The 24,111-nt window shown below is 61.9% G+C and carries 17 protein-coding genes; 14 read left to right on the forward strand and 3 right to left on the reverse strand.

What is annotated here, in order from left to right; translation table 11 throughout:
• Positions 1-4: 4 nt before the first annotated feature.
• The 3 genes from ACM6G4_RS16035 to cysC are packed head-to-tail and all read left to right on the forward strand — an operon-like array spanning position 5 to position 11,824.
• Entirely contained in the window at positions 5-9,676 is a 9,672-nt protein-coding gene (locus ACM6G4_RS16035; protein WP_414914086.1) for an Ig-like domain-containing protein, read from the forward strand.
• 44 nt (positions 9,677-9,720) lie between these two features.
• A complete protein-coding gene (locus ACM6G4_RS16040) occupies positions 9,721-11,235 on the forward strand; it encodes a TolC family protein (RefSeq protein WP_409079069.1) in 1,515 nt (504 codons plus the stop codon).
• On the forward strand, positions 11,219-11,824 hold the full coding sequence (gene cysC, locus ACM6G4_RS16045) for an adenylyl-sulfate kinase (RefSeq protein ID WP_056726991.1): 606 nt from the start codon (positions 11,219-11,221) through the stop codon (positions 11,822-11,824). Before ACM6G4_RS16040 ends, cysC begins: the two co-directional genes overlap by 17 nt.
• A gap of 12 nt (positions 11,825-11,836) precedes the next feature.
• Here cysC and ACM6G4_RS16050 read toward each other — a convergent pair whose 3' ends face one another.
• Together ACM6G4_RS16050 and ACM6G4_RS16055 are read right to left on the reverse strand one after the other, a co-directional pair.
• Positions 11,837-12,595, reverse strand: coding sequence for a slipin family protein (locus ACM6G4_RS16050; RefSeq protein WP_056726990.1), 759 nt, complete (start codon positions 12,593-12,595; stop codon positions 11,837-11,839).
• 2 nt (positions 12,596-12,597) lie between these two features.
• Positions 12,598-13,131, reverse strand: coding sequence for an NfeD family protein (locus ACM6G4_RS16055; protein WP_056726989.1), 534 nt, complete (start codon positions 13,129-13,131; stop codon positions 12,598-12,600).
• Positions 13,132-13,330: 199 nt separating this feature from the next.
• Between ACM6G4_RS16055 and ACM6G4_RS16060 the strand changes: the two genes are divergently transcribed.
• From ACM6G4_RS16060 to ACM6G4_RS16110, 11 genes are all read left to right on the forward strand, one after another.
• Positions 13,331-13,792, forward strand: a complete 462-nt coding sequence (locus tag ACM6G4_RS16060; RefSeq protein WP_007975646.1) for an aminoacyl-tRNA deacylase — start codon at positions 13,331-13,333, stop codon at positions 13,790-13,792.
• Between the two features lie 129 nt (positions 13,793-13,921).
• Positions 13,922-14,167, forward strand: coding sequence for a DUF2789 domain-containing protein (locus tag ACM6G4_RS16065; RefSeq protein WP_015092958.1), 246 nt, complete (start codon positions 13,922-13,924; stop codon positions 14,165-14,167).
• 81 nt (positions 14,168-14,248) lie between these two features.
• Positions 14,249-14,494: a type II toxin-antitoxin system prevent-host-death family antitoxin gene (locus ACM6G4_RS16070; RefSeq protein WP_046040690.1), complete on the forward strand. Its 246-nt coding sequence runs from the start codon at positions 14,249-14,251 to the stop codon at positions 14,492-14,494.
• Positions 14,484-14,774: a type II toxin-antitoxin system RelE family toxin gene (locus ACM6G4_RS16075; protein WP_056726986.1), complete on the forward strand. Its 291-nt coding sequence runs from the start codon at positions 14,484-14,486 to the stop codon at positions 14,772-14,774. Before ACM6G4_RS16070 ends, ACM6G4_RS16075 begins: the two co-directional genes overlap by 11 nt.
• A 132-nt stretch (positions 14,775-14,906) precedes the next feature.
• Positions 14,907-15,335: a MarR family winged helix-turn-helix transcriptional regulator gene (locus tag ACM6G4_RS16080; RefSeq protein ID WP_056726985.1), complete on the forward strand. Its 429-nt coding sequence runs from the start codon at positions 14,907-14,909 to the stop codon at positions 15,333-15,335.
• Entirely contained in the window at positions 15,332-17,404 is a 2,073-nt protein-coding gene (locus ACM6G4_RS16085) for an FUSC family protein (protein ID WP_409079070.1), read from the forward strand. The genes ACM6G4_RS16080 and ACM6G4_RS16085 overlap by 4 nt, the downstream gene beginning before the upstream one ends.
• The gene (locus tag ACM6G4_RS16090; RefSeq protein WP_056726983.1) at positions 17,401-17,610 is read left to right on the forward strand and encodes a DUF1656 domain-containing protein; all 210 of its coding nucleotides are present in this window, start codon (positions 17,401-17,403) and stop codon (positions 17,608-17,610) included. The genes ACM6G4_RS16085 and ACM6G4_RS16090 overlap by 4 nt, the downstream gene beginning before the upstream one ends.
• Positions 17,607-18,494: an HlyD family secretion protein gene (locus tag ACM6G4_RS16095; RefSeq protein WP_223541566.1), complete on the forward strand. Its 888-nt coding sequence runs from the start codon at positions 17,607-17,609 to the stop codon at positions 18,492-18,494. Before ACM6G4_RS16090 ends, ACM6G4_RS16095 begins: the two co-directional genes overlap by 4 nt.
• A complete protein-coding gene (locus tag ACM6G4_RS16100) occupies positions 18,491-19,939 on the forward strand; it encodes an efflux transporter outer membrane subunit (protein WP_414914087.1) in 1,449 nt (482 codons plus the stop codon). Before ACM6G4_RS16095 ends, ACM6G4_RS16100 begins: the two co-directional genes overlap by 4 nt.
• Positions 19,940-20,032: 93 nt before the next feature.
• Positions 20,033-20,668, forward strand: coding sequence for a hypothetical protein (locus ACM6G4_RS16105; RefSeq protein ID WP_056726980.1), 636 nt, complete (start codon positions 20,033-20,035; stop codon positions 20,666-20,668).
• A gap of 280 nt (positions 20,669-20,948) precedes the next feature.
• Positions 20,949-22,454: a YdgA family protein gene (locus ACM6G4_RS16110; RefSeq protein WP_223541564.1), complete on the forward strand. Its 1,506-nt coding sequence runs from the start codon at positions 20,949-20,951 to the stop codon at positions 22,452-22,454.
• 70 nt (positions 22,455-22,524) lie between these two features.
• Here ACM6G4_RS16110 and ACM6G4_RS16115 read toward each other — a convergent pair whose 3' ends face one another.
• Positions 22,525-24,054: an FAD-dependent oxidoreductase gene (locus ACM6G4_RS16115; RefSeq protein WP_414914088.1), complete on the reverse strand. Its 1,530-nt coding sequence runs from the start codon at positions 24,052-24,054 to the stop codon at positions 22,525-22,527.
• Positions 24,055-24,111 lie beyond the last annotated feature (57 nt).

Genomic DNA, 24,111 nt, shown 5'->3' on the forward strand with positions numbered 1-24,111 from the left:
GCCCATGATCATGTCCCTTGAACCGCGCATGCTGTTCGACGGCGCTGTCGCCGCCACGGTGGCCGATACCGCGGCCCAGGCCGATAGCCATTCCACAGCAGATGCCGCCAAGGCACCGACCGCCGATCACCCGACGGCCAGCAAGGACACCCACGGCCAGGCCGATGCCACACCGGCCGCCAGCCCCATTGCGGTGCCGGGGCAGAGCGTGGTGTTCGTTGACTCCCGGGTGAAAGAAGCCGACAGCCTGCTCCAGGGCGTCGCCCCCGGGACCCAGGTCGTGAAGCTGGACGCGGGCAAGGATGGACTGCAACAGATCGCCGACTACCTCGATCAGCATCAGGGCGTCAGCTCGGTGCAGATCATCGCCCACGGCAACGCCGGCGACCTGTGGCTGGGCGACAGCTATCTGTCGGCCGACAACGTCGCCGCCCGCGGCGCGGTGCTGGCGCAAATCGGCAAGGACATCAACGCTGGCGGCGACATCCTGATCTACGGCTGCTACACCGCCGAAGGCGAGCGTGGCTTGAGCTTTGTCGATTCGCTGGCGCAAATGACCGGCCGCGATGTAGCGGCTTCGAGCAACCGCACCGGTGTGGGCGGCGACTGGGATCTGGAAATCGTCACCGGCAACATCGAAAGCGCCAACGTGCTGTCGACACAAGCCATGAGTGATTACCAATGGGGCCTGGCCACCTGGACCGCCACCAACAACGCCAATACGGGCGTCGGCTCGCTGCGTGCCGCCATCGCCTCGGCGCAGAACGGTGACCTAGTCACCTTTAACAGCAGCATGACGGTGCAGCTGACGTCCGAACTGCTGATCAACAAGAACATCACCGTTGATGGCGACTTGAACAACGATGGCGCGGCTGACGTGATTCTCGATGGTCAGTACAGGACCCGAGTGATTGAAGTGGCATCTGGCAGTACCGTGACACTCGATGGCCTGGTGATCACCAGGGGCCTGGTGTCGGGCACGGGCGGCAACGGTGGCTACGGTGCCTCGGGCGCGATGGCCGGTGGCATTTTCAACGCCGGTATTCTTACCCTGAAAAACGTAACCGTGACTTCCAACGGCGCTTCCGGTGGCGGCGGTGGTGGCGGTGTAACGAGCTCTTATTATGGCGGTGGCGGTGGCGGTGGCGGCGGTTTGGGCGGCCAGGGCGGCGGCGGCGGCGGTTCGGTAGGGCTGGGCATCGGCATTTACGACGGCAAGGCGGGCGGCGGTGGCGCCGGTGGTTACGGCGGTGGTTATGCCACCATGGGCGGTCGTGGCGGTACTTCAACCGGCGGCGCGGGTGGTATTGGCGTGGCCGACTACAGCAACGGCGGTAACGGAGCGACGGCCACCAATGGCACGATTTCCATTGGCGGCGGTGGCGGTGGCGCCGGTACGGACAAGGTGGGTGGCACTGGCGGCAACGCGGTAGGCGGAATCTACAACGCCAGCAGCGGCACCATGACCATCGTCGGCACGTCGACCATTAGCAACAACATTGGCGCCGGCGGTGGCGGTGGTGGCGGTGGCGGTGGTGGTGTAGCCAGCTCCAATCCCGCCGATGGCGGCGTGGGCGGCAGGGGCGTCGGTGCGATCTGGAACAAAGGGACGCTGCTGATCACCGCAGCCAACTTTGCAGCCCTGGCCGGTAATGCCGCGGGCAGCGGTTCCGGTGGCGCTGCGCTGGGCGGGGGTACAACTGGTACCTCACCAACCGCTGTCGCGACTATCTACAACGACGGCGGCACACTCGACACCGCGTATTCGCCGCCGCCGACCGCGACCATTGTGGTCGCTGACACCACACTGAGCATCGGCGAAACGTCCTTGGTGACGATCACCTTCTCCGAGGCTGTGACCGGTTTCACCAATGCGGACCTGACCATCGCCAACGGCACGTTGACGGCCGTAAGCAGCGGCGATGGCGGCATCACCTGGACGGCAACGTTCACGCCGACCGCCAGTCTTTCCGATACGAGCAACGTCATTACCCTGGACAACACCGGGGTGATCAACGGTCTGGGCACCGCCGGCGTCGGTACCACCAACTCCAATAACTACGTGGTCGATACGGCGCGGCCAACCGCCAGCATTGTGTTCACCGACACCGCCCTCAAGGTTGGCGAAACCTCGCTGGTGACCATCACCTTCAACGAAGCGGTCAGCGGTTTCACCAACGCCGACCTGACGATTGCCAACGGCACCTTGACCGCAGTGAGCAGCAGCAATGGCGGCATCACCTGGACAGCGACTTTCACTCCGACCGCCAGCATCACTGACACCACGAATGTGATCACTCTGGACAACACCGGGGTCAGCGACCTGTCGGGCAACGCCGGCAGCGGCACTACCGACTCGAACAATTACGCCATCGATACCGTGCGGCCAACGGCCACCATCGTGGTAACGGACACGGCGCTGAGAATCGGCGAAACCTCTCTGGTAACGATCACCTTCTCCGAAGCGGTCAGCGGTTTCACCAACGCCGACCTGACGATTGCCAACGGCACCTTGACTTCGGTGAGCAGCAGCGACGGCGGCATCACCTGGACCGCCACGTTCACCCCGAACGCGAGCATCAATGACACCACCAACCTGATCACCCTGAACAACACCGGGGTCAGCGACCTCTCGGGCAACGCCGGCAGCGGCACCACCGATTCCAACAACTATGCCATCGATACACTCCGACCAACCGCGACCATCGTGGTGGCGGACACTGCGTTGAGAATCGGCGAAACTTCACTGGTGACCATCACCTTCTCCGAGGCGGTGAGCGGTTTCACCAACGCCGACCTGACCATTACCAACGGCACCTTGACCTCGGTGAGCAGCAGCGACGGCGGCATCACCTGGACGGCGACCTTCACGCCGTCGGCGAGCATCACGGATACGACCAACCTGATCACCCTGGACAACACCGGCGTGGCTGATCTGGCGGGCAACGCCGGCAGCGGCACTACCGACTCCAACAACTACGCCATCGATACCGTGCGGCCGACGGCGACCATTGTGGTCGCGGACACGGCGCTGAGAATCGGTGAAACCTCGCTGGTGACGATTACCTTCAGTGAAGCGGTCAGCGGTTTCACCAACGCGGATCTGACCATCACCAACGGCACGTTGACTGCGGTGAGCAGCAGCAACGGCGGCATCACCTGGACCGCCACCTTCACGCCTTCGGCGAGCATCAACGACACGACCAACCTGATTACCCTGGACAACACCGGGGTCAGCGACCTGTCGGGCAACGCCGGCAGCGGCACCACCGATTCCAACAACTACGCCATCGACACCGTGCGCCCGACCGCCACCATTGTGCTGGCCGATACAACACTGACAGCGGGCGAAACCTCGCTGGTGACCATCACCTTCTCCGAGGCGGTGACCGGTTTCACCAACGCCGACCTGAGCGTCGCCAATGGCACGTTGACCTCGGTGAGCAGCAGCGACGGCGGCATCACCTGGACCGCCACGTTTACCCCGACAGCAGGTATCATCAGCGCGACCAACGTCATCAGCCTGGCCAACACCGGCGTGGCGGATCTGGCGGGCAACACCGGCAGCGGGATCAGTTCCTCGGGCAACTACGCCATCGATACTGCCCCGCCGACCGCGACGATTGTGGTGTCCGACACCGCGCTGAGAATTGGTGAAACGTCGCTGGTGACCATCACCTTCAACCAGGCCGTGAGCGGTTTCACCAACGCCGACCTGACCATCGCCAACGGCACGTTGACCTCGGTGAGCAGCAGCGACGGCGGTATCACCTGGACCGCCACCTTCACTCCGACTGCCAGCATCACCGATACGACCAACCTGATCACATTGGACAATACCGGTGTGCAGGCTGCCGCCAGCGGTAACGTGGGCAGCGGTACCACCGACTCCAACAACTACGCCATCGATACCGTGCGCCCGACGGCCACCATTGTGGTCGCGGACACGGCGCTGAGAATCGGCGAAACCTCGCTGGTGACGATCACCTTCAGTGAAGCGGTCAGCGGTTTCACCAACGCGGACCTGACGATCACAAACGGCACGCTGACCGCAGTCAGCAGCAGCGACGGCGGCATCACCTGGACCGCAACCTTCACGCCTTCGGCAAGCATCAGCGACACGACCAACCTGATCACCCTGGACAACACCGGGGTCAGCGACCTGGCGGGCAACGCCGGCAGCGGCACCACCGATTCCAACAACTATGCCATCGACACGGTTCGCCCGACCGCCACGATCGTGCTGGCCGATACGGCGCTGGCGGCGGGCGAAACGTCACTGGTGACCATCACCTTCTCCGAGGCCGTGACCGGTTTTACCAACGCCGACCTGATCATCGCCAACGGCACTTTGAGCGCGGTCAGCAGCAGTGATGGCGGCATCACCTGGACCGCGACCTTCACCCCAACCGTCGGCGTGAATGATTCGAGCAATGTCATCACCCTGGCCAATACCGGCGTGACCGATGTGGCCGGCAATACAGGCAGCGGCACCACCAACTCCGGCAACTACACGATTGATACCGTGCTGCCGACCGCCACCATCGCGGTGGCCGACACCGAGCTGCTACTCGGTGAAACGTCGTTGGTGACCATCACGTTCAGCGAAGCCGTCAGCGGTTTCTCCAATGCCGACCTGAGCATCGCCAATGGCACCTTGAGTATCGTCAGCAGCAGCGATGGCGGTATCACCTGGACCGCGACATTCACCCCGACCAATGCCATCACCGACACCAGCAACGTCATCACTCTGGATAACAGCGGTGTGCAAAACGGCTCGGGCAACGCGGGCAGCGGCACTACCGATTCCAACAACTACGCCATCGACACCGTGCGCCCGACGGCGAACATCGTCGTGGTCGACGATACGCTGGCCATCGGTGAAACCTCCCTGGTGACGATCACCTTCAGTGAAGCGGTGAGCGGTTTCACCAACGCAGACCTGACCGTCGCCAACGGCACATTGAGCAACGTCAGCAGCAGTGACGGCGGTATCACCTGGACGGCAACCTTCACGCCGTCCTCGAGCATCAACGACACCACCAACCTGATCACCCTGAACAACACCGGGGTCAGCGATCTGGCGGGCAACGCTGGCAGCGGCACCACCGACTCCAACAACTATGCCATCGACACGCTGCGCCCGACCGCCACGATCGTGCTGGCCGATACGACGCTGAGCGCGGGTGAAACCTCGCTGGTGACCATCACCTTCTCCGAGGCGGTGAGCGGTTTCAGCAGCGTGGATCTGAGTGTTCCCAACGGCACGTTGAGTGCGGTGAGCAGCAGCGACGGCGGCATCACCTGGACGGCGACGTTCACGCCAACCGTCGATGTCAACGACACGACCAACCTGATCACCCTGGACAATGCCGGGGTCAGCGACCTGGCGGGCAACGCCGGCACCGGTACGACCAATTCCGCCAACTTCACCATCGACACCGTGTTGCCGACCGCCACCATCGTAGTCGCCGATAACGCCCTGAGTGTCGGCGAAACCACGCTGGTGACCATCACCTTTTCCGAGGCCGTGAGCGGTTTCAGCAACGCCGACCTGAGTATCGCCAACGGCACCCTGAGCGCAGTGAGCAGCAGTGATGGCGGCATCACCTGGACGGCAACCTTCACGCCGACCGCCGACATCACCAACGCAAACAACCTGATCACCCTGGACAACAGCGGCGTGCAGAACATCTCGGGTAACGCGGGCAGCGGCACCACCGATTCCAACAACTACGCCATCGACACCGTGCGCCCGACGGCGACCATCGTGGTCGCGGACACGGCGCTGGCGGTGGGCGAAACCTCGGTGGTGACTATCACCTTCTCCGAGGCGGTAACCGGCTTTTCCCTGGCCGACCTGACGGTGAGCAACGGTACTCTGAGCAATCTCAGCACCAGCGATAACATCACATATACCGCGACATTTACTCCGACGGTTGGCGTCACCGACACCAGCAACCTGATCACCCTGGACAATAGCGGTGTGATCGACGGGGCGGGCAACGTCGGCAGCGGAACCACGGACTCGAACAATTACGCGGTCGACAGCCAACGCCCGACCGCGACCATTGTCATGGCCGATTCAACCCTGATTGCCGGTGAAACGACCCAGGTGACTATCACCTTCAGTGAGGCAGTGAGCGGTTTCACCAACGCCGATCTGAGTGTTCCCAATGGTACGTTGAGTGCGGTCAGCAGCAGCGACGGCGGCATCACCTGGACGGCGACGTTCACGCCGAACGTCGCGGTCAACGACACGACCAACCTGATCATCCTGGACAACAGCGCAGTCGCGGACCTCGCAGGCAACGCCGGCAGCGGTACGAGCAACTCCGCCAACTTCACCATCGACACCGTGTTACCGACCGCCACCATCGTGGTTGCCGACAATGCCCTGAACGTCGGCGAGTCCTCGCTGGTGACCATCACTTTCAGCGAAGCAGTGAGCGGTTTCAGCAACGCCGACCTGACCATCGCCAACGGCGCCCTGAGCGCGGTGAGCAGCAGCGATGGCGGCGTCACCTGGACGGCAACCTTCACGCCGACCGCCAACATCACCGACGCCACCAACCTGATCATCCTGGACAACAGCGGCGTGCAGAACGCCTCGGGCAATGCGGGCAGCGGCACCACCGACTCCAACAACTACGCCATCGACACCCAGCGCCCGACCGCCACCATAGTGGTCGCTGACAATGCCCTGAGTGTCGGCGAAACCACGCTGGTGACCATCACCTTCTCCGAGGCGGTGAGCGGTTTCACCAATGCCGACCTGACCATCGACAATGGCACCTTGAGTGCGGTGAGCAGCAGCGACGGAGGCATTACCTGGACGGCTACCCTGACACCGTTGACGGGTATCGCCGACACCAGCAACCTCATTCGGCTCGATAACAGCGGTGTTCAGGATGCGGCGGGCAACGCCGGCAGCGGGACCACGGACTCGAACAACTACGCGATCGACAGCCAACGCCCGACCGCGACCATTGTCATGGCCGACACCGACCTGCGTCCCGGCGAAACGACCCTGGTGACCATCAGCTTCAACGAAGCAGTCAGTGGTCTGGACAGTTCAGATCTGAGCGTCGCCAACGGCACCCTGAGCGGGTTGAGCAGCAGCGACGGTGGCGTTACCTGGACCGCGACGTTCACGCCGACCGCCAGCATTACCGATACCAGCAACCTCATCACTCTGGACAACACCGGTGTCACCGACGCGGCAGGCAACGCCGGGAACGGGGTGACCAACTCGGCGAATTACCTGGTGCAAACCAGCGTGCCAACCGCCAGCATCGTGATCGTCGATACGGCGCTCAAGGCCGGCGAAACGAGCCTGGTGACCATCACCTTCAGCGAGGCCGTCAACGGTTTCAGCAACGCCGACCTGACCCTCGCCAACGGTACATTGAGCAACGTCAGCAGCATCGACGGCGGCATCACCTGGACGGCGACCTTTACGCCAACCTCGGACGTTACCGATGCCAGCAACCTGATCACGCTCGACAATAGCGGCGTGGCCAATGGTTCGGGCAACGCGGGGTCGGGCACCACCGACTCGAACAGTTTTGCCATCGACACCGCACTGCCCACCGCGACCATCGTGGTTGCCGACACGGCGCTGAGTACCGGCGAAACCTCATTGGTGACCATCACCTTCAGCGAAGCGGTGAGCAGTTTCGACAACAGTGACTTGACCATCGCAAACGGCATCCTGAGCAATGTCAGTTCCAGCGACGGCGGGATCACCTGGACCGCCACCCTTACCCCGACGGCCGATATCACTGACACCAGCAACACCATCGCGCTGAATATGGCGGGTGTGCAGGATGTGGCCGGCAATGCCGGCAGCGGTACGGTCAACTCCAATACCTACACCATTGACACCCAAGGCCCGACCGCGACCATCGTGGTCGCCGACGGTACGCTGGCGGCCGGTGAATCGACCTTGGTAACCATCACGTTCTCCGAGGCAGTGAGCGGCTTCACCAACGCGGACCTGTCCATCCCCAACGGTACATTGAGCGCCGTGAGCAGCAGCGACGGCGGTGTGACCTGGACCGCGACCTTCACGCCAACCGCCAACGTGAAGGACACGACCAACCTGATCAGCTTGAGCAACGCCGGGGTGTCCGACCTCGCGGGCAATGCCGGAACCGGCATCAGCAACTCGGCCAGCTTCACCATTGATACCGTGCTGCCGACGGCGACCATAGTGGTAGCCGACACGCAACTCGGCATCGGTGAAACCACCACCGTGACCATCACTTTCAGTGAAGCGGTGAGCGGTTTCGACGTATCTGACATCAGCGTTGCCAACGGCGTGTTGTCGAACCTGAGCAGCAGCGATGGCGGCGTGACCTGGACCGCGACCCTGACGCCGACCGCCAATGTCAGCGACGCAACCAACCTGATCGTGCTCGACACCGGTCGCGTGCAGGACAATGTCGGCAACTTCGGCGCCAGTATCGCCATCTCCAACAACTACGCGCTCGATGCGACCCGGCCGACGGTGAGTATCGTGGTTGCCAACCCGAACCTCGGTATCGGCCAGACCACTACGGTGACCTTCACCTTCAGCGAGGCCGTCAGCAACTTCGACCTGTCCGACTTGAGCGTGACCAATGGCGACCTGAGCAACCTCGGCAGCAGCGATGGCGGCAAGACCTGGACGGCGACGTTCACGCCGACGGCCAATGTCACCGACCCAAGCAACTTCATCGCCCTGGACACCCGCAACGTCACGGATCTGGTGGGCAACACTGGCAACACGGTGGCGGTGTCGAACAATTACACCCTCGACAGCGAACTGCCAACCGCCACCGTGGTGATCGCCAATCCGAACCTGGGCGTGGGCCAGACCTCGCAGGTGACCATCACCTTCAGCGAAGCGGTCAGCGGTTTTGATTTGTCCGACATCAGTATTGCCAACGGCACCTTGTTCGACCTGGGTAGCAGCGACGGCGGCAAGACCTGGACCGCAATGCTGACACCGACCGCCAACGTCAATATCGCCAGCAACGCGATCAGCATCAACCGCGCCGGTATCAGCGACATGGCCGGCAACAGTGGCAGCGGCGTGAGCCAGTCCGACAATTTTGTCATCAACACGGTGCCGACCTCATCGGTTGTCGTCGTAACGGTAGACCCCGAGTTCCAAAGCAGCACCCCGGTGACGCTGCCCGATGTGCCCAACGTGCCGCTGCAACCGAGCATTTTCACGCCTCCGACGGGCAACCTCACTTCACCATTGACCTTCCAGCCATTGTTCGAACAACGGGTGATCGGCAACGGTATCCGGCCGTTGGGCGATATTTTCATGAACCACGGCGCATTGACCCCGAGTTTCATCGCGCAGGTTTTCAGCAGCACTGACGGCGGTGGCGATGGCTCGGGGCATGGTTTCCTCGGTTTCGGTGGCGGTGACGGCGGTGTGTTCAGCACCAGCACGCTGTCGAGCCTGTTCAATCAGGACAGCAGCAGCGAGCGCGATTCGTTGAACGCCTTCGGCAGTCAGTCGATCAAGTCCGGCGATGTTTCCCAAGGGCTGCGCGGGGTATTTGGCGCACCGACCCTGGGCCAGCAATTGCAACAACTCAAGGACAACGAGCAGCAGCAGGTCGCCAACCTGGCCGCCGCTTTGAAACTGGCCGGCATCGGCGAAATGCAGGCCTGATGAGAACTTTCACTTTTGATGCGGCACCCAGGGGCGATGCAAGGATGAATAGAAGTCATAAGTTGTTTGGAGCCAGTCTGCTGGCACTGGCGATCAGCGGATGCGCTGTCACCAGTGAGCCGATCGAACGCAGTGTCAGTGAGCAGCGGGCCAAAAGTGACCTGCAAAGCATGTACAAGGGGCAGGAGCCCCTTGCCGGCCCGTTGACCCTGCACCAGGCCATGGCCCGTGCGGTGAAGTACAACCTTGAAGGCCGGTTGAAAATCATGGAGGAGGCCCTGGCCAAGCGTCAGCTCGACCTCGCCAGTTTCGACATGCTGCCGCGCATGGCGCTGGACGCCGGATACGTGGGCCGCAACAACGTCAACGCCTCCAGCAGCCAGAGTGTGCGCACCGGCACACAGTCCCTGGAACCTTCGACCTCCCAGGACCGCGACCGTGATGTAGCGGACCTGACGATGGTCTGGAACGTGCTCGATTTTGGTGTCAGTTACATCAGCGCCAAGCAGCAGGGCGACCAGCGCCTGATCGTTCAGGAACGTCGGCGCAAGGTGATCAACACCATCGTCCAGGACGTGCGCTCGGCGTATTGGCGGGCGATGGCCGCCGAACGCCTGCTCACGCAGATCGACAGCCTGATGGCGCGGGTTGAAACCGCGCGCAACGACAGCCAGAGCATGAGCCAGCAACGCATTGGCGATCCGGTGCAGGCCCTCGGTTATCAGCGTTCGCTGATCGAAGCGACACGCCAACTGGAGGAGCAGCGCCGTGCCTTGTCTCTGGCGAAGACCGAACTGGCGACCCTGATCAACCTGCCGATGGGCACCGAGCTGACCCTGGCGACCGATAACGGTTATGAGATTCCCGAGCTCAAGATCGATCTGGCCACTCTCGAACAGGAAGCCCTGACCAGCCGCCCGGAACTGCGCGAACAGGATTATCAGGCCCGCATCAGCGCTGCCGAGACCCGCAAAGCCATGTTGCGCCTGCTGCCGGGCCTGGAGTTCTCCGCCGGCGGACATTACGACAGCAACTCGTTCCTGGTGGAGCAAGGCTGGGCCGATTACGGCGTCAAAGTCACCTGGAACCTGTTTAACGTGATCTCGGCTCCCGCGGCGATCAACGTGGCCAAGGCTGGTGAAGAAGTCGCCACCGCGCGCCGTCAGGCGATGTCGATTGCGGTGCTGGCGCAGCTGTATGTGGCCAATGCCAATTACCGCGAGGCGTTGCGCCAGTTCAAGACCAATCAGCAATTGTCGGACATCGACGGGCAAATCGTCGGTCAGTTGCGCAATCGTCACCAGGCGGACGGCATCGGTGAGCTGGATCTGATCCAGGGCGAACTCAACACCTTGCAGGCCGATCTGCGTCGTGACCTGTCCTACGCCGACCTGCGCAACGCCTACGGGCAAATTTTCGCCAGCGCCGGCCTCGATCCGCTGCCGGATCAGGTGCAATCGACGCAAGTCCAGTCCATCGCCACGGCCCTGGCCAACCGCGAAGCGGCTTGGGCGGCGGGTGATATCACGGTTCCGGTGGCCCATGCCCCAGCGCGTTGATGTGAAGCCCCCGACCGCCAGCATCAGCCGTGCCCGGCGCGAGCAACGCAACGGCCATCGCGGCGCGGCGATCCTGCTGACCGGTCTTCCGGCGGCGGGCAAATCGACCCTCGCGCAAGCGCTGCACGCCGAGTTGTTTGCACGCGGGCTGCAGAGCGTGGTGCTCGATGGTGACGGGTTGCGGGTAGGGCTCAACCAAGACCTTGGCTTCAGCGACAGCGATCGTCAGGAAAACATCCGTCGCGCCAGCGAACTGGCGGCGTTGCTGGTGGAGAACGGACAAATCGTGATCCTGGCGATGATCGCGCCCCTGGTGGAGCTGCGCGATGTGTTCGCCCGGCGGCTCGGTGACGATTATCGCGAAGTCTGGTGCAGTGCGACCCTGGCGGTGTGCGAGCAACGTGATCCAAAAGGTCACTATGCTCGCGCCAGGCGCGGCGAATTGATGGGGTTTACCGGGGTGTCCGCACCGTATCAGGCGCCGGTTGATGCGGCGCTGGTACTCGACACCGGAGTACAAACGATCGAGGCCTGCCTTGATCGACTGTTGACCTGGCTTGGCGAAGCCGAAGTGTTGCCCAGGTCCTGAACCGGTCGGCGTTCAGGCTTTCGACGACAAATCCGCCATGCCCTTGAGCAGCTCGATCGGCAGTGGAAAGACAATGGTCGAGCTCTTATCGCCGGCAATCGAACTCAAGGTCTGCATGTAGCGCAACTGCATGGCCCCCGGTTGTCGGCCGAGCATTTCGGCGGCCTGCATGAGCTTTTCCGAGGCCTGCAATTCACCCTCGGCGTGGATCACCTTGGCTCGCCGTTCCCGTTCTGCCTCGGCCTGCCTGGCGATGGCGCGGATCATCGATTCGTTGAGGTCCACGTGCTTGATCTCGACGTTGGCGACCTTGATGCCCCAGGTGTCGGTCTGGGCGTCGAGTACTTGCTGGATGTCCAGGTTCAAGCGTTCGCGTTCGGCCAGCAGTTCGTCCAGTTCGTGTTTACCCAGCACTGCCCGCAGCGTGGTTTGCGCCAATTGGCTGGTAGCAGCCAGGAAGTCCTCGACCTGGATGATTGCCTTCTGCGGATCGAGTACGCGGAAATACAGCACCGCGTTGACCTTGACCGACACGTTGTCGCGGGTGATCACGTCTTGTGGCGGCACGTCCAGCACCACGGTGCGCAAATCGACCCGGACCATTTGCTGGACCACCGGAATCAGCAGGATTAGGCCAGGGCCCTTGACCTGCCAGAAGCGCCCGAGCTGGAACACCACCCCGCGCTCGTATTCGCGCAGGATGCGGAACGTCGACCCCGCCAGGGCGATGATCAACAATAGCAGCGCGACAAGACCCAATTGCAAACCCATGACTATTCTCCGCCCGGCGCCGCGTCAGTCGCGGCCACTTGCAGCAGCAAGCCCTGGCGCCCCACCACCCGCACCCGTTGCCCGGGGTGCAGCGGCGTTGCGCTGAGCACTTGCCATTGTTCTCCTTGCAGATGAACCCAGCCGCCACAGGCGTTGCCGAGCTGTACTGAAGTGACCGGCGTTTCGCTGCCGACCAGCCCGGCATCACCGCTGACAGTGTGGCGCGGTCGGGTCTTCAGGGCATGAAACACCAGGTAAACCAGCAACAGTGCACTGACCAGTCCCAGGCCGATCATCAGTGGCACGGGCACATCGGTATTGGTCAGGATCACCGCGCCGATCACGAACATCACGATGCCGCCCAGGCCGATCACACCGTAATTGGGCAGGGCCGCCTCGGCGATCAGGAACGCGATGCCGAAGGTGATCAACCAGATCCCGACGGGATTGGGCAGCAGCACCACAACCGTGTCGGCGGCGCAGGCCGATCCGCTCAACGCCAACAGCAACGCAACTGCACAGCAACGCGTATTCACTTGACCCTCCGGGAGAGTCGTGGAGTGGCTCTGTATACAGTTTAGTTGAGCCTTGGCCGCTATGAATTTTGCTCAACTGCCGTCGACATCCGATGGGCAGATTTCCCGCCGGATCGCGCTGACGGGCCTAGACTTTTACTACGCAAGCCAAGCTTTAATCATCGTCCGCAAGCGATCATGGCGGACACCGAGGTGCATCATGCGTATGGCAAGAACCGTGCAGCGAAGCCTGGAAAAGGCTCAATGCGAATATGACATCGTCAGCCACCCACACTCGGCCAGCAGCCTTGAAACGGCGCGAGTCGCAGGTATTCCCGCCGAACGGGTGGCCAAATCGGTGATCCTCGACGATCACCATGGGCATTACCTGATGGCCGTGCTGCCCGCCAGCCGTCACCTTGACCTGAGCAAAGTCCGCAGCAGCGGCGAGTGGCAGGTTTCCCGCGAAAGCAACCTGGCGCACCTGTTCGATGACTGCGAACGCGGTGCCGTACCGGCGCTGGGTGAGTCCTATGGGTTGGAGGTGGTGATCGATCCGCTGCTGACCCGGCAGAAAGACATCTATCTGGAGGCCGGCAACCACGTCAACCTGGTGCGCATGGACATGCCCGAGTTTCTGAAAATGGTGCCGCATGCCGAGGTGCGGGAGTTGAGTCATTGAGTTTTGTTTCGTCAATGCTGTCGTCATCGCGAGCAAGCTCGCTCCCACGGGACTGCGATTAACCTGTGGGAGCGAGCTTGCTCGCGATGACCGCGCAGCGGTCCCTTAATCAGTTCACAGGAGCTAGACATGGAAAGCCCAACCCACAACCTTCCCTCCCTGTTCAAGCAACTCGGCCTGCCGGACGACGCCGAAAGCATTGATAAATTCATCGCCACCCATTCACCACTCAAACCGGAGTTGCACCTTGCGGATGCATTTTTCTGGAGCCCGAGCCAGGCCGAACTACTGCGTGAGGAGATACTCGATGACGCGGATTGGGCGGAAGTCGTGGATCAGCTGGATGTGATGTTGAGGAAGGGGCGGGGGGTGTAAAAACTGATAGGCGGTGATCTGCAACGGTTGCTCTGATCAAAACAATTGACCAGAATTAAGACCTTATTTGAGGTCTTAATTATGCAAAGTGTTTTGGCTGATATGGCTGTCAGCGTGTCTGAACTAAAGAAAAACCCCTCTGCCGTTTTGAATGGCGCCCATGGAGGGCCCGTCGCAGTGCTCAATCACAATCGCGTCATGGGGTATATGGTCCCTGCCGATGTGTTCGAAGCCATGATGGAGCGCCTGGATGATTTGGAATTGGCGGAAATCGTGCGTTCTCGTCGTCATGAAACACCGATCCCGGTAACGCTGGATGACTTATAAGCTCGAATTTCTGCCATCTGCACGCAAAGAATGGGACAAGCTGGGGCACACGCTACGTGAGCAATTCAAAAAGAAGTTGGCAGAGCGGCTCGAAATGCCTCGAATCCCTTCCGACTCACTCCATGGCATGCCCGACTGCTACAAAATCAAGTTGAAGTCATCGGGGTATCGACTCGTCTACGAGGTGATAGATGAGCGCATCGTCGTTTCTGTCGTTTCTGTCGTTGCAGTAGGAAAGCGCGAACGCAGTGAAGTGTATGAGCGTGCCAGGAAACGCTGATGGCTCTCGGCAGGTCGCTGTTACGTATTTGTTTCAAAACTTGACGGAAAATCCCTCTCAATGCAATATTGATAGTTAGCAAACTAACAGTGTGTATTGTCCCTCGTGCCGAATAACCTCGACGTTCTCCAGATGAACATCAGCAGCGCCATGGTGGTGGCCGCCAGGCATTGGCGCAAAATCTGCCAGACCACGCTGGCCAACTATGGAATCTCCGAAGCCTGTGCCGTTCCGCTGTTGATGATCGGGCGTCTGGGCGAGGGTGTGCGTCAGGTGACGGTGGCCCAGGCAGCAGGGATGGAGAGCCCGTCGCTGGTGCGCCTGCTCGATCAGTTGTGCCATGGCGGCTACGTCTGCCGCACCGAAGATGCACAGGACCGCCGCGCCAAATGCCTGAGCCTGACCGAAACCGGTCGGGAGCTGGTGCAGGCGGTCGAAGTGGAGCTGGTGCGCTTGCGCCACGAAGTCCTTGAAGGCATTGACCAGAGTGATCTGGAGGCTACGCTGCGGGTACTGAGAGCATTTGAAGCGGCCACGCCGCCATCGGTGGCGAACCCTTGAACGGATTTTTCTCTGGCATGCCCCCGGCGCGGGACTGGTTCTACGGAGTCCGCACCTTCGCCGCATCAATGATCGCGCTGTACATCGCCCTGCTCATGCAAATGCCGCGTCCGTACTGGGCGATGGCCACGGTGTACATCGTTTCCAGCCCGTTTCTCGGCCCTACCAGTTCCAAGGCGCTATACCGGGCGGTTGGCACCTTTGTCGGCGCTGCGGCGGCGGTTCTGTTCGTGCCGATGTTCGTGCAGAGCCCCTACGTGCTGGTGGTGGTGATTGCGCTGTGGACCGGGACGCTGCTGTTTCTGTCCCTGCATTTGCGCACCGCCAACAACTACGCCTTGATGCTCGCCGGCTACACCTTGCCGTTGATTGCCCTGCCGGTGGTGAACAACCCGCTGGGGGTATGGGACGTGGCCGAGGCACGGACCGAAGAAATCTTTCTCGGCATCGCCGTGGCGGCGGTGGTCGGCGCGATGTTCTGGCCCCGGCGCCTGGCGCCGGTGTTCAATGATTCGGTGAGCAAATGGTTTACCGATGCGTCGACCTACAGCCTGCGCTTCCTTAGCCGCAACGTGCAGCCTGAAGAAGTCAGCGCGCTGCGCGCATCGATGGTCGCCACGTTCAACTCCCTGGAATTGATGATCGGTCAGTTGCCCCACGAAGGCTCGCGACCGCAGACAGTGCGCAATACCAAGGAATTGCGCGGTCGGATGATTCACCTGCTGCCAGTGATCGATGCCCTCGACGACGCGCTTTACGCCCTGGAACGGCGCACCCCGGAGCTTGTGGACAAGTTCGCACCCTTGCTGGCCGCCACCACCGAATGGCTCGAACACAAGGATGCCGATCTCGACCGCTGGCAAACCCTGAAGGCTCAACTCGAGGCCCTGCAACCGGCTCCCGAAGCGCTGGATGAGCGCAAGCAACTGCTTTTCTCCAACGCCATTTACCGTCTCGGCGAGTGGATCGATTTGTGGCAGGACTGTCGCAGTCTGCAGTACGCCATCCAGTGCGAAAGCCAGGACAGCTGGCGCGCGGTGTATCGGCACTGGCGGCTGGGGCGGCTATCGCCGTTCCTGGATCGCGGCCTGATGTTTTATTCCGCTGCATCGACCGTTACGGCAATCATTGTCGCCTCGGTATTGTGGATTCTGCTCGGCTGGACCGATGGCGGCAGCGCGGTGATCCTGGCAGCGGTGGCTTGCAGTTTCTTTGCCTCGATGGACGACCCGGCGCCGCAGATTTACCGGTTCTTTTTCTGGACGGCGATGTCGGTGGTGTTCGCCAGCCTCTATCTGTTTCTGGTGCTGCCCAACCTGCATGACTTTCCGATGCTGGTGCTGGCGTTTGCCGTGCCGTTCATTTGCGTCGGCACCCTGACGGTCAAGCCGCAGTTTTACCTGGGCATGCTGCTGACCCTGGTCAACACCTCGTCCTTCATCAGTATTCAGGGCGCTTACGACGCGGACTTCCTCAGTTTCGCCAACTCCAACCTGGCCGGCCCCATGGGGCTGCTGTTCGCGTTCATCTGGACCCTGATCGCCCGGCCGTTCGGTGCCGAACTGGCGGCCAAGCGCCTGACCCGTTTCAGCTGGCGTGACATCGTCAGCCTCTCCGAGCCGGCCACTTTGTCCGAGCATCGGCTTCTGGGCATACGGATGCTCGATCGGCTGATGCAGCATCTGCCGCGCCTGGCCATGACCGGCCAGGACTCCGGCGTGGCGCTGCGGGAAGTGCGGGTGGCGTTGAACCTGTTGGACCTGCTCGCTTATACGCCGCGAGTCCTTGGCGTGCCGCAGGTGCTGTTGCGCCAGGTGGTGGCCGAGGTGGGCGAGTACTTCAAGGCCTGTCTCAAGGCTGGTGAGCGCTTGCAGGCACCGAGTCCGTTGCTGATGACCCTCGACCGCACGCGCCGCGCTCTCAGCGGTGCCGGCGATGATGAGACCCGTCGGCATCTGCTGCACGCCCTGAGCGGCCTGCGCCTGGCACTGTTGCCCGGCGTCGAGTTCGTCGGCTCCGCCGAGTCCGAAGAACCGCTTCCCCATGGCATTGATGGAGCGCCTTTATGATCGGTGACCTGGATTTGAGCGGGGTGTTCCTGCCCACGCTGCTGGTGCTGATGGGCATTACTTATGTGTTGTACCTGTTGGTGCACGGGGTGCTGGCGCGCCTGCACTTTTACCGTCTGGTCTGGCACCGGGCATTGTTCAACGTGGCCCTCTACGCCTTGCTGCTTGGCGCGGTGGACTCACTCAGTCGATACCTGATGACATGAAAAAACCGTTTTTAACCCTGGGTCGCGTGGTGTTGACCCTGCTGATCGTGAGCTTCGCCGTTGTCGTGGTCTGGCGCATGGTGATGTATTACATGTTCGCGCCCTGGACCCGCGACGGGCACATCCGTGCCGACATCGTGCAAATCGCGCCGGATGTCTCCGGGCTGATCCAGCAAGTGGAGGTGCGCGACAACCAGTTGGTCAAGCGCGGCCAAGTGCTGTTCAGCATCGATCCGGACCGCTTCAAGCTGGCCCTGCGCCAAGCGAAAGCGGCAGTCGCCGACCGCGAGGAAACCCTGGCCCAGGCCCAGCGCGAGGCCAAGCGGAACAAGGGGCTTGGCAACCTGGTGCCGGGTGAACAACTGGAAGAAAGCCAGTCGAAAGTGGCCCGCGCCCAAGTGGCCTTGATGGAAGCCCAGGTGGCGGTGGACAGCGCACAGCTCAACCTCGACCGCTCGGTGATCCGCAGCCCGGTGGACGGCTACGTCAACGACCGTGCGCCACGGGCCCAAGAGTTCGTCAGCGCCGGGCGACCGGTGTTGTCGGTGGTCGACAGCAACTCGTTCCATATCGATGGTTATTTCGAAGAAACCAAACTGAACGGCATCCATATCGGGCAAAGCGTCGACATCCGGGTGATCGGCGACAATGCGCGCCTGCGCGGGCATGTGGAGAGCATCGTCGCCGGTATCGAAGACCGCGACCGCACCAGCGGCAACAACCTGCTGCCCAACGTCAACCCGGCCTTCAGCTGGGTGCGGCTGGCCCAGCGGATTCCGGTGCGCATCGCTTTCGATGACGTGCCAGAAGATTTCCGCATGATCGCCGGGCGCACCGCCACGGTATCGATCATCGACGATCAGAAACGGGAGCCGGCGCAATGAGCAAGGCCTCGGGTTTGGCGGTCGCCGGATTAGGCTTGCTGCTGTCGGCGTGTCAGATGGTCGGGCCGGATTATCATTTGCCTGAAGAAGCGGCTGTCCATCGTCCAGACTTGCAGGGCGATCTGGCGGTCGACGGTAAAACGGTGGTGTCCGCGCCGGTGCCGGCCGATTGGTGGCGCCTGTACAAGGATCCGCGACTCGACCGGTTGGTGCAGCAGGCCATGGCTTCCAACACCGATTTGCGGGTGGCGGCGGCCAGCCTGTCGCGGTCTCGCGCACAGGTTGATGAAGCCGAAGCGGCGGGCGGCTGGAGCGGCGGCGTGCAGATGGGCGCCCAGCGCTTGCAGGAGTCCGGCCAGGCGTTCCTGCTGCCGGAAAAAGTGCCGGTGGCGAACATCGGCGATATCGGTATCAGCGCGTCGTACCAGTTCGATCTGTTCGGTACCCTGCAGCGCGGCATCGAAGCGGCCAAGGCCAATGCCGATGCGACGCAGGCCGCCGCCGATACCGCACGCATCACCGTGGTGGCCGACGTGGTTCGCGCCTACACCCAGGTGTGCGCGGCCAATGAAGAGCGGGAAATTGCCCAGCATTCCCTCGACCTGCAAGCCCAGAGCACCACGCTGATCCAGCGCCTGCGCGATGCCGGGCGCGGCGACGAAACCCAGGTCACCCGCTCGCAGACCCAATTCAAATCCCTGCGCGCCGACATGCCGCGCTATGAGGCCGCACGTCAGGCCGGGCTGTATCGCTTGTCGATGTTGCTGGCCAAACCGGTGGACCAACTGCCGGCCGGCACCGCCACCTGCGACGAGCTGCCGAAAATCGCGCAATTGATTCCGGTGGGCGATGGCGCCGCATTGCTCAAGCGTCGTCCCGATGTACGGCAGGCCGAGCGTCGGCTGGCGGCCGCGACGGCCGGTATTGGCGTCGCCACGGGCGAGCTGTACCCGAACATCAGCATCGGCGCGACCATCGGTACCGTCGGTATCCTGGACGATCTCGGCGACCCGTCTACCAACCGCTGGGGCTTCGGTCCGTCGCTGACCTGGAACGTGCCGACCAACGGCGCCCGTGCGCGCATCCGCGAAGCCGAAGCGGTAACCCAGGCGACCCTGGCACATTTCGATGGGGTAGTGCTCAACGCCATTCGCGAGACTCAGACCGGCCTGGCCCAGTACACGGCATTGCTGCAACGTCGCGACGCACTGGCCGATGCCGAGCAATCGGCAAAGCTGGCGTCTGACCAGACCCACCGCTTCTTCCAGGCCGGCCGCGCCTCGTTCCTGGCCGACCTGCAGGCCACCCGCACCTACATCGATGTCACGGCGCAACTGGCTGCCGCGAACACCCAGGTTGCCGCCAGTCAGATCGATTTGTTCCTCGCCTTGGGCGGCGGCTGGGAAAGCGGACGAACGCAAGCGTCGAACTCCGGCAAACCCTGAGGCCGTTGCTATGCTTTGAAGTGTTGGAGGGGCGCCCCGTACAAAGCGCCCTTTCTTCGCACAAGGCTCGCGCAGGTCAGGGGGAAACCAATAATGAAAAACCCTTATGCTCTCGGCTTCTGGTGCGCCATCGTGGCGTTGGTGCTGCTGTCGGCCACCTATTTCTACGGCATCATGCTGGCCCTCCAGATCGACAAGGCTCTGGCGTTCCTCGACAGTGCCGCCGCACTGATCGCGGTGATGTCCATTGCGGTGGTAGCCTGGGCCTCGGTCCAGAATCAACGCACCAAGAAAAGACAACTCGAACAAGGCAAGACCCTGGTCCTGATCTGGGACACCAAGGTGGCGCTGCGTCGTGTCGAAACGGTGTTCGACCGTTATTTCTGGGGCAGTTACTGGCAACCGGGGCGCACCTTTCAGGAAGTCATGGGCGAATTGACCGGCACACCGCTGGAAAAAAGCCTCGAAAGCCTGAAAAAACAGTGCCTGGCGCTGGACCGACAAGTGGCTGACGACGGTCGGCACTGGCTCAGCAATGCCCGGGAGCTGGCGGATGTCGCCACGGCCATGGCCCGTGAACGCTATCAACTGGATGTTTGCGACACGCGCACGGAAGTGACCGGCGGGGCGGTGATCAACCGCGACTTCGAAGTGCTGGTGTACACTTGGACTGCAAGGCTCAAAAGTTTTGATCATCAACTGGATGAAATCGAGGTCCAGTATTCCTGATTTTGTGGTGGCTGTTATGCCGCCTTCGCGAGCAAGCCCGCTCCCACAGGGATTACGCCATACCTGTGGGAGCGGGCTTGCTCGCGAAGGCGATTGCATTGACTGTGAATATCTCCAGCCGTGTGACCACCCCAAGACACTCTTTCACCTTTAAACATTGGGCCGTTCGTCGCACCCGGTGCTAATCTGCAACTCACTTTCAGCGCTGTCGAGCCGCAACCCGTCATGGGTTCAGGGAAGACGACCTCACTTTCAACAACGGACATTGAACGGGTCATACATGAATAAATCAGCAGGCTTGCTACTGGGAATTGTTGTCGCGATCGGTGCCATCAGCGCAGGCGGAGCCTGGTTCACCGGCACCAAAATCGAAGGTGTACTGAACACCTCGATTGCCGATGCCAACAAGGAATTGCAGGCGGCGATGGTCGGTTCCAACGGCACTGCGTCCCTGGAACTGGTGTCGCTGGAGCGTCATGTATTCAGCAGCACCGCGCACTATCGCCTCAAGGGCGAAGGCGAAATGTTCGGCGAAGCGCCGGTCGAGTTGCTGTTTGTCGATCACATCGAACACGGCCCGTTGCCGTTCTCGCGCCTGATGTCGCTCAAGTGGCTGCCGGTCCTGGCGACCAGTCACTACGAGCTGGAAAAGACCCCGTACACCGAGAAGTGGTTTGCCGCCGCCAAGGGCAAGTCCCCGCTGAGCGGCGTGGTCAATATCGGCTATGACAACGCTACCAATGGCACCTTCGAGTTGCAGCCGCTGGAAATGGCCCTGGATGACAAGTCGAGCATGAAATTCTCTGGCTTGAGCATGGACATCGATGCCAGCGCCAAGGCGCAGAAGGTCAAGGCCAACGGCTACATGGACAGCCTGAAGGTGACCACCGTTTCCGAAGACCAGGCGCCGGTGCAGGTTGAGTTGAACGGCCTGACCCTGGCCAGCAACCTGACAAAAAGTACCTACGGTTTCTACACCGGCGAGAACGTCGTTGAACTGGCCAGCGGCAAATCGACCTTCGGCGTCAAGCAGTCGGTGCTGGACTTCAAGAAGTTCGAAATGAAGAACCTGACTGAAGAAAAGGGCAGCAACGTCTCCGGACGTGCCGACTACAAGGTCGGCGACGTGTCCTTCAACGGCAAGACCATCGGTTCCGGTGCGCTGGCCATGAGCCTGAAGAACCTCGACATTCCGGCGACCCTGTCGTTGATGCAGGTTTACCAGAGCAAGCTGCAGCCGTATGAAAGGGCGGCGGCCGAAGCAACAGCGGCCGGCCTGCCGGCGCCAGAGCTGAAACTGACCGAAGCCGAAGAGGCGCTGCTCAAGTCCAGCCTGGAAAAACTGCTGGCGGCCGGACCACAAGTGGCCCTGGAAAACCTGTCGTTCAACACCGCCAACGGTGAGAGCCGCGCCAATATGGTGCTCGACCTGACCAAGCCACAGACCATTGATCTGCCGACCGATCAACTGGTCAGACAGCTGATTGCGCTGCTCGACTTCAATCTGCAAGTGTCCAAAGCCATGCTGGTCGATGTGCTCACCGTGCAATCGCAAATCGACGGTCAGACCGACGCCAAGCTGATTGCCGACCAGGCCACCGCCACCGCGGACATGTTCAGCAGCATGGCGGTCGGCAGCCAACTGGCAAAACTGGACGGCAACAACATCGTCACCAACTTGCGTTACGCCAACAATCAGGTGGACTTCAACGGCCAGAAAATGACCGTTGAAGAGTTCGCCAGTTTTGTAATGAGCAAGTTCGCAGATACCAGTGCCACCGAATAACGACGGCTGCTAACCCTGCAACGCCCGGCCTCTGCATCGCGCAGGCGCCGGGCGTTTTGCTGTCCGGCCCCTAGGGGACGTTACGGATCAGGCGCCATGCCTCTTCCCAGGGCAACGGTTGTTTCATCCGCTCGGCGAGCATCGCCATGGCCCGGTCCATCTCGCAGGCTACCGCTGCCGACACCACGCCGTTTTTTCCGAACAGGCCTATGAATGGCGGATCGAAAGGGTCGCCCTTGAACTCGACTTCGTCCCAAGCCTGGGCGTGGCCGAGGTAGTCGTAGGTTTTACCGAAATGCCAGGTCCAGAAAAACGGCACGTCGAGGTAGTGCTCGTCACCGCCCAGCATATTGGCCGCGGCGATCCGTGCCTGCTGTTGGGCCAGTCGCCAGTGTTCGATGCGCAGGTATTGGTTGTTCAGCGGGAACGTGGCGATATCGCCAGCCGCCCAGAGGCCGTCGGCCACGCGCATTGCGCCGTCGACACGCAGCGACTGGTCTTGCTCCGTTGGCAACCCGGTAAAGGCCGCAGTGGCTGGCGTGACGCCAATACCGACCAGCACCAGATCGGCCGCCAAGTGTTCGCCATTATCCAGGCGCACGGCCTCGACCTTGTCCGTCCCTTCGATCTGTACCGCATTGCCCTGGGTATGAAACACGACGCCATGGGCTTCATGTCGTGCGCGAATGGCCTTGCCGACCGTGTCACCGAACTGTTTGGCAAACGGCACTTCGTGACGGGCCAGCACGGTCACGTTCAGGCCAAGCTGGCGCAGGGACGAGGCGGACTCCATGGCAATGAAACTGTCGCCGATGATCACCACCCGCTGGCCGGCGCTGGCGCTGTCGAGAATCTGCTGCGCATGGGCTTTGGAGCGCAGGACGAACACTTGCGGCAGGTCGGCGCCCGGCAGCGTCAGCGGATTGGGTACGCCGCCGGTGGCCAGTAGCGCGGCGTCGTAGGCCAGTGATTGGCCGTCAGTCAGCCGCAGCGTCCGGTTTGGCGCATCCAGGCTTGCCACTTCGCCTCGCAGGCGCTCGATCCGCTGCTTGCGGTAAAAATCCTCGTCACGCAGCGGCGGGACTTCGTCCAGCGGCATCTCCCCGGCGATCACGTATTTGCTCAGCGCGGTGCGGTCGTATCCGGAATCGGCTTCGCGGTCGATCAACAACAGCCGGCCGCCGAAACCTTTCTCGCGCAAACACGCTGCCGCTGCCGTGCCTGCCGCGCCAGCGCCGACAATGATGAAGGTTCGTGGATCGTCGGCCGGTGGCGCGTGGCCACCCGACATCGGCTGGTCGCCGACCCAGATATCGCCGTCACGGACTTCGAGGGGATAGCGCTTGAGGCTGTCCAGGGCTGGCGGTTCACACAGCCCGCCATCCTCGATCCGGAACTGCGCCTTGTGCCATGGACACGTCAGGCGTCCGTGGCATATCGCGCCGTCCGCCAGCGGGGCTCCGGCGTGCGGGCATTCGGCCTGATAAGCGCGCAGTTGTTCGCCGGCCCGCAACAGCAGGATCTTGCTGCCCAGGACCTGCACTTCCAGACCCCGGTCTTCGGGCACATTGGCGACACGCGCAACGCGATGCAGAGTCATGATCGCTCTCCAGTCAGACGTTTCACTTATGAGTCTGGTACTTATCGCGAGGTTCAG

This window comes from Pseudomonas sp. IT-P258 (assembly GCF_949767825.1).
Classification (GTDB): domain Bacteria; phylum Pseudomonadota; class Gammaproteobacteria; order Pseudomonadales; family Pseudomonadaceae; genus Aquipseudomonas; species Aquipseudomonas monachiensis.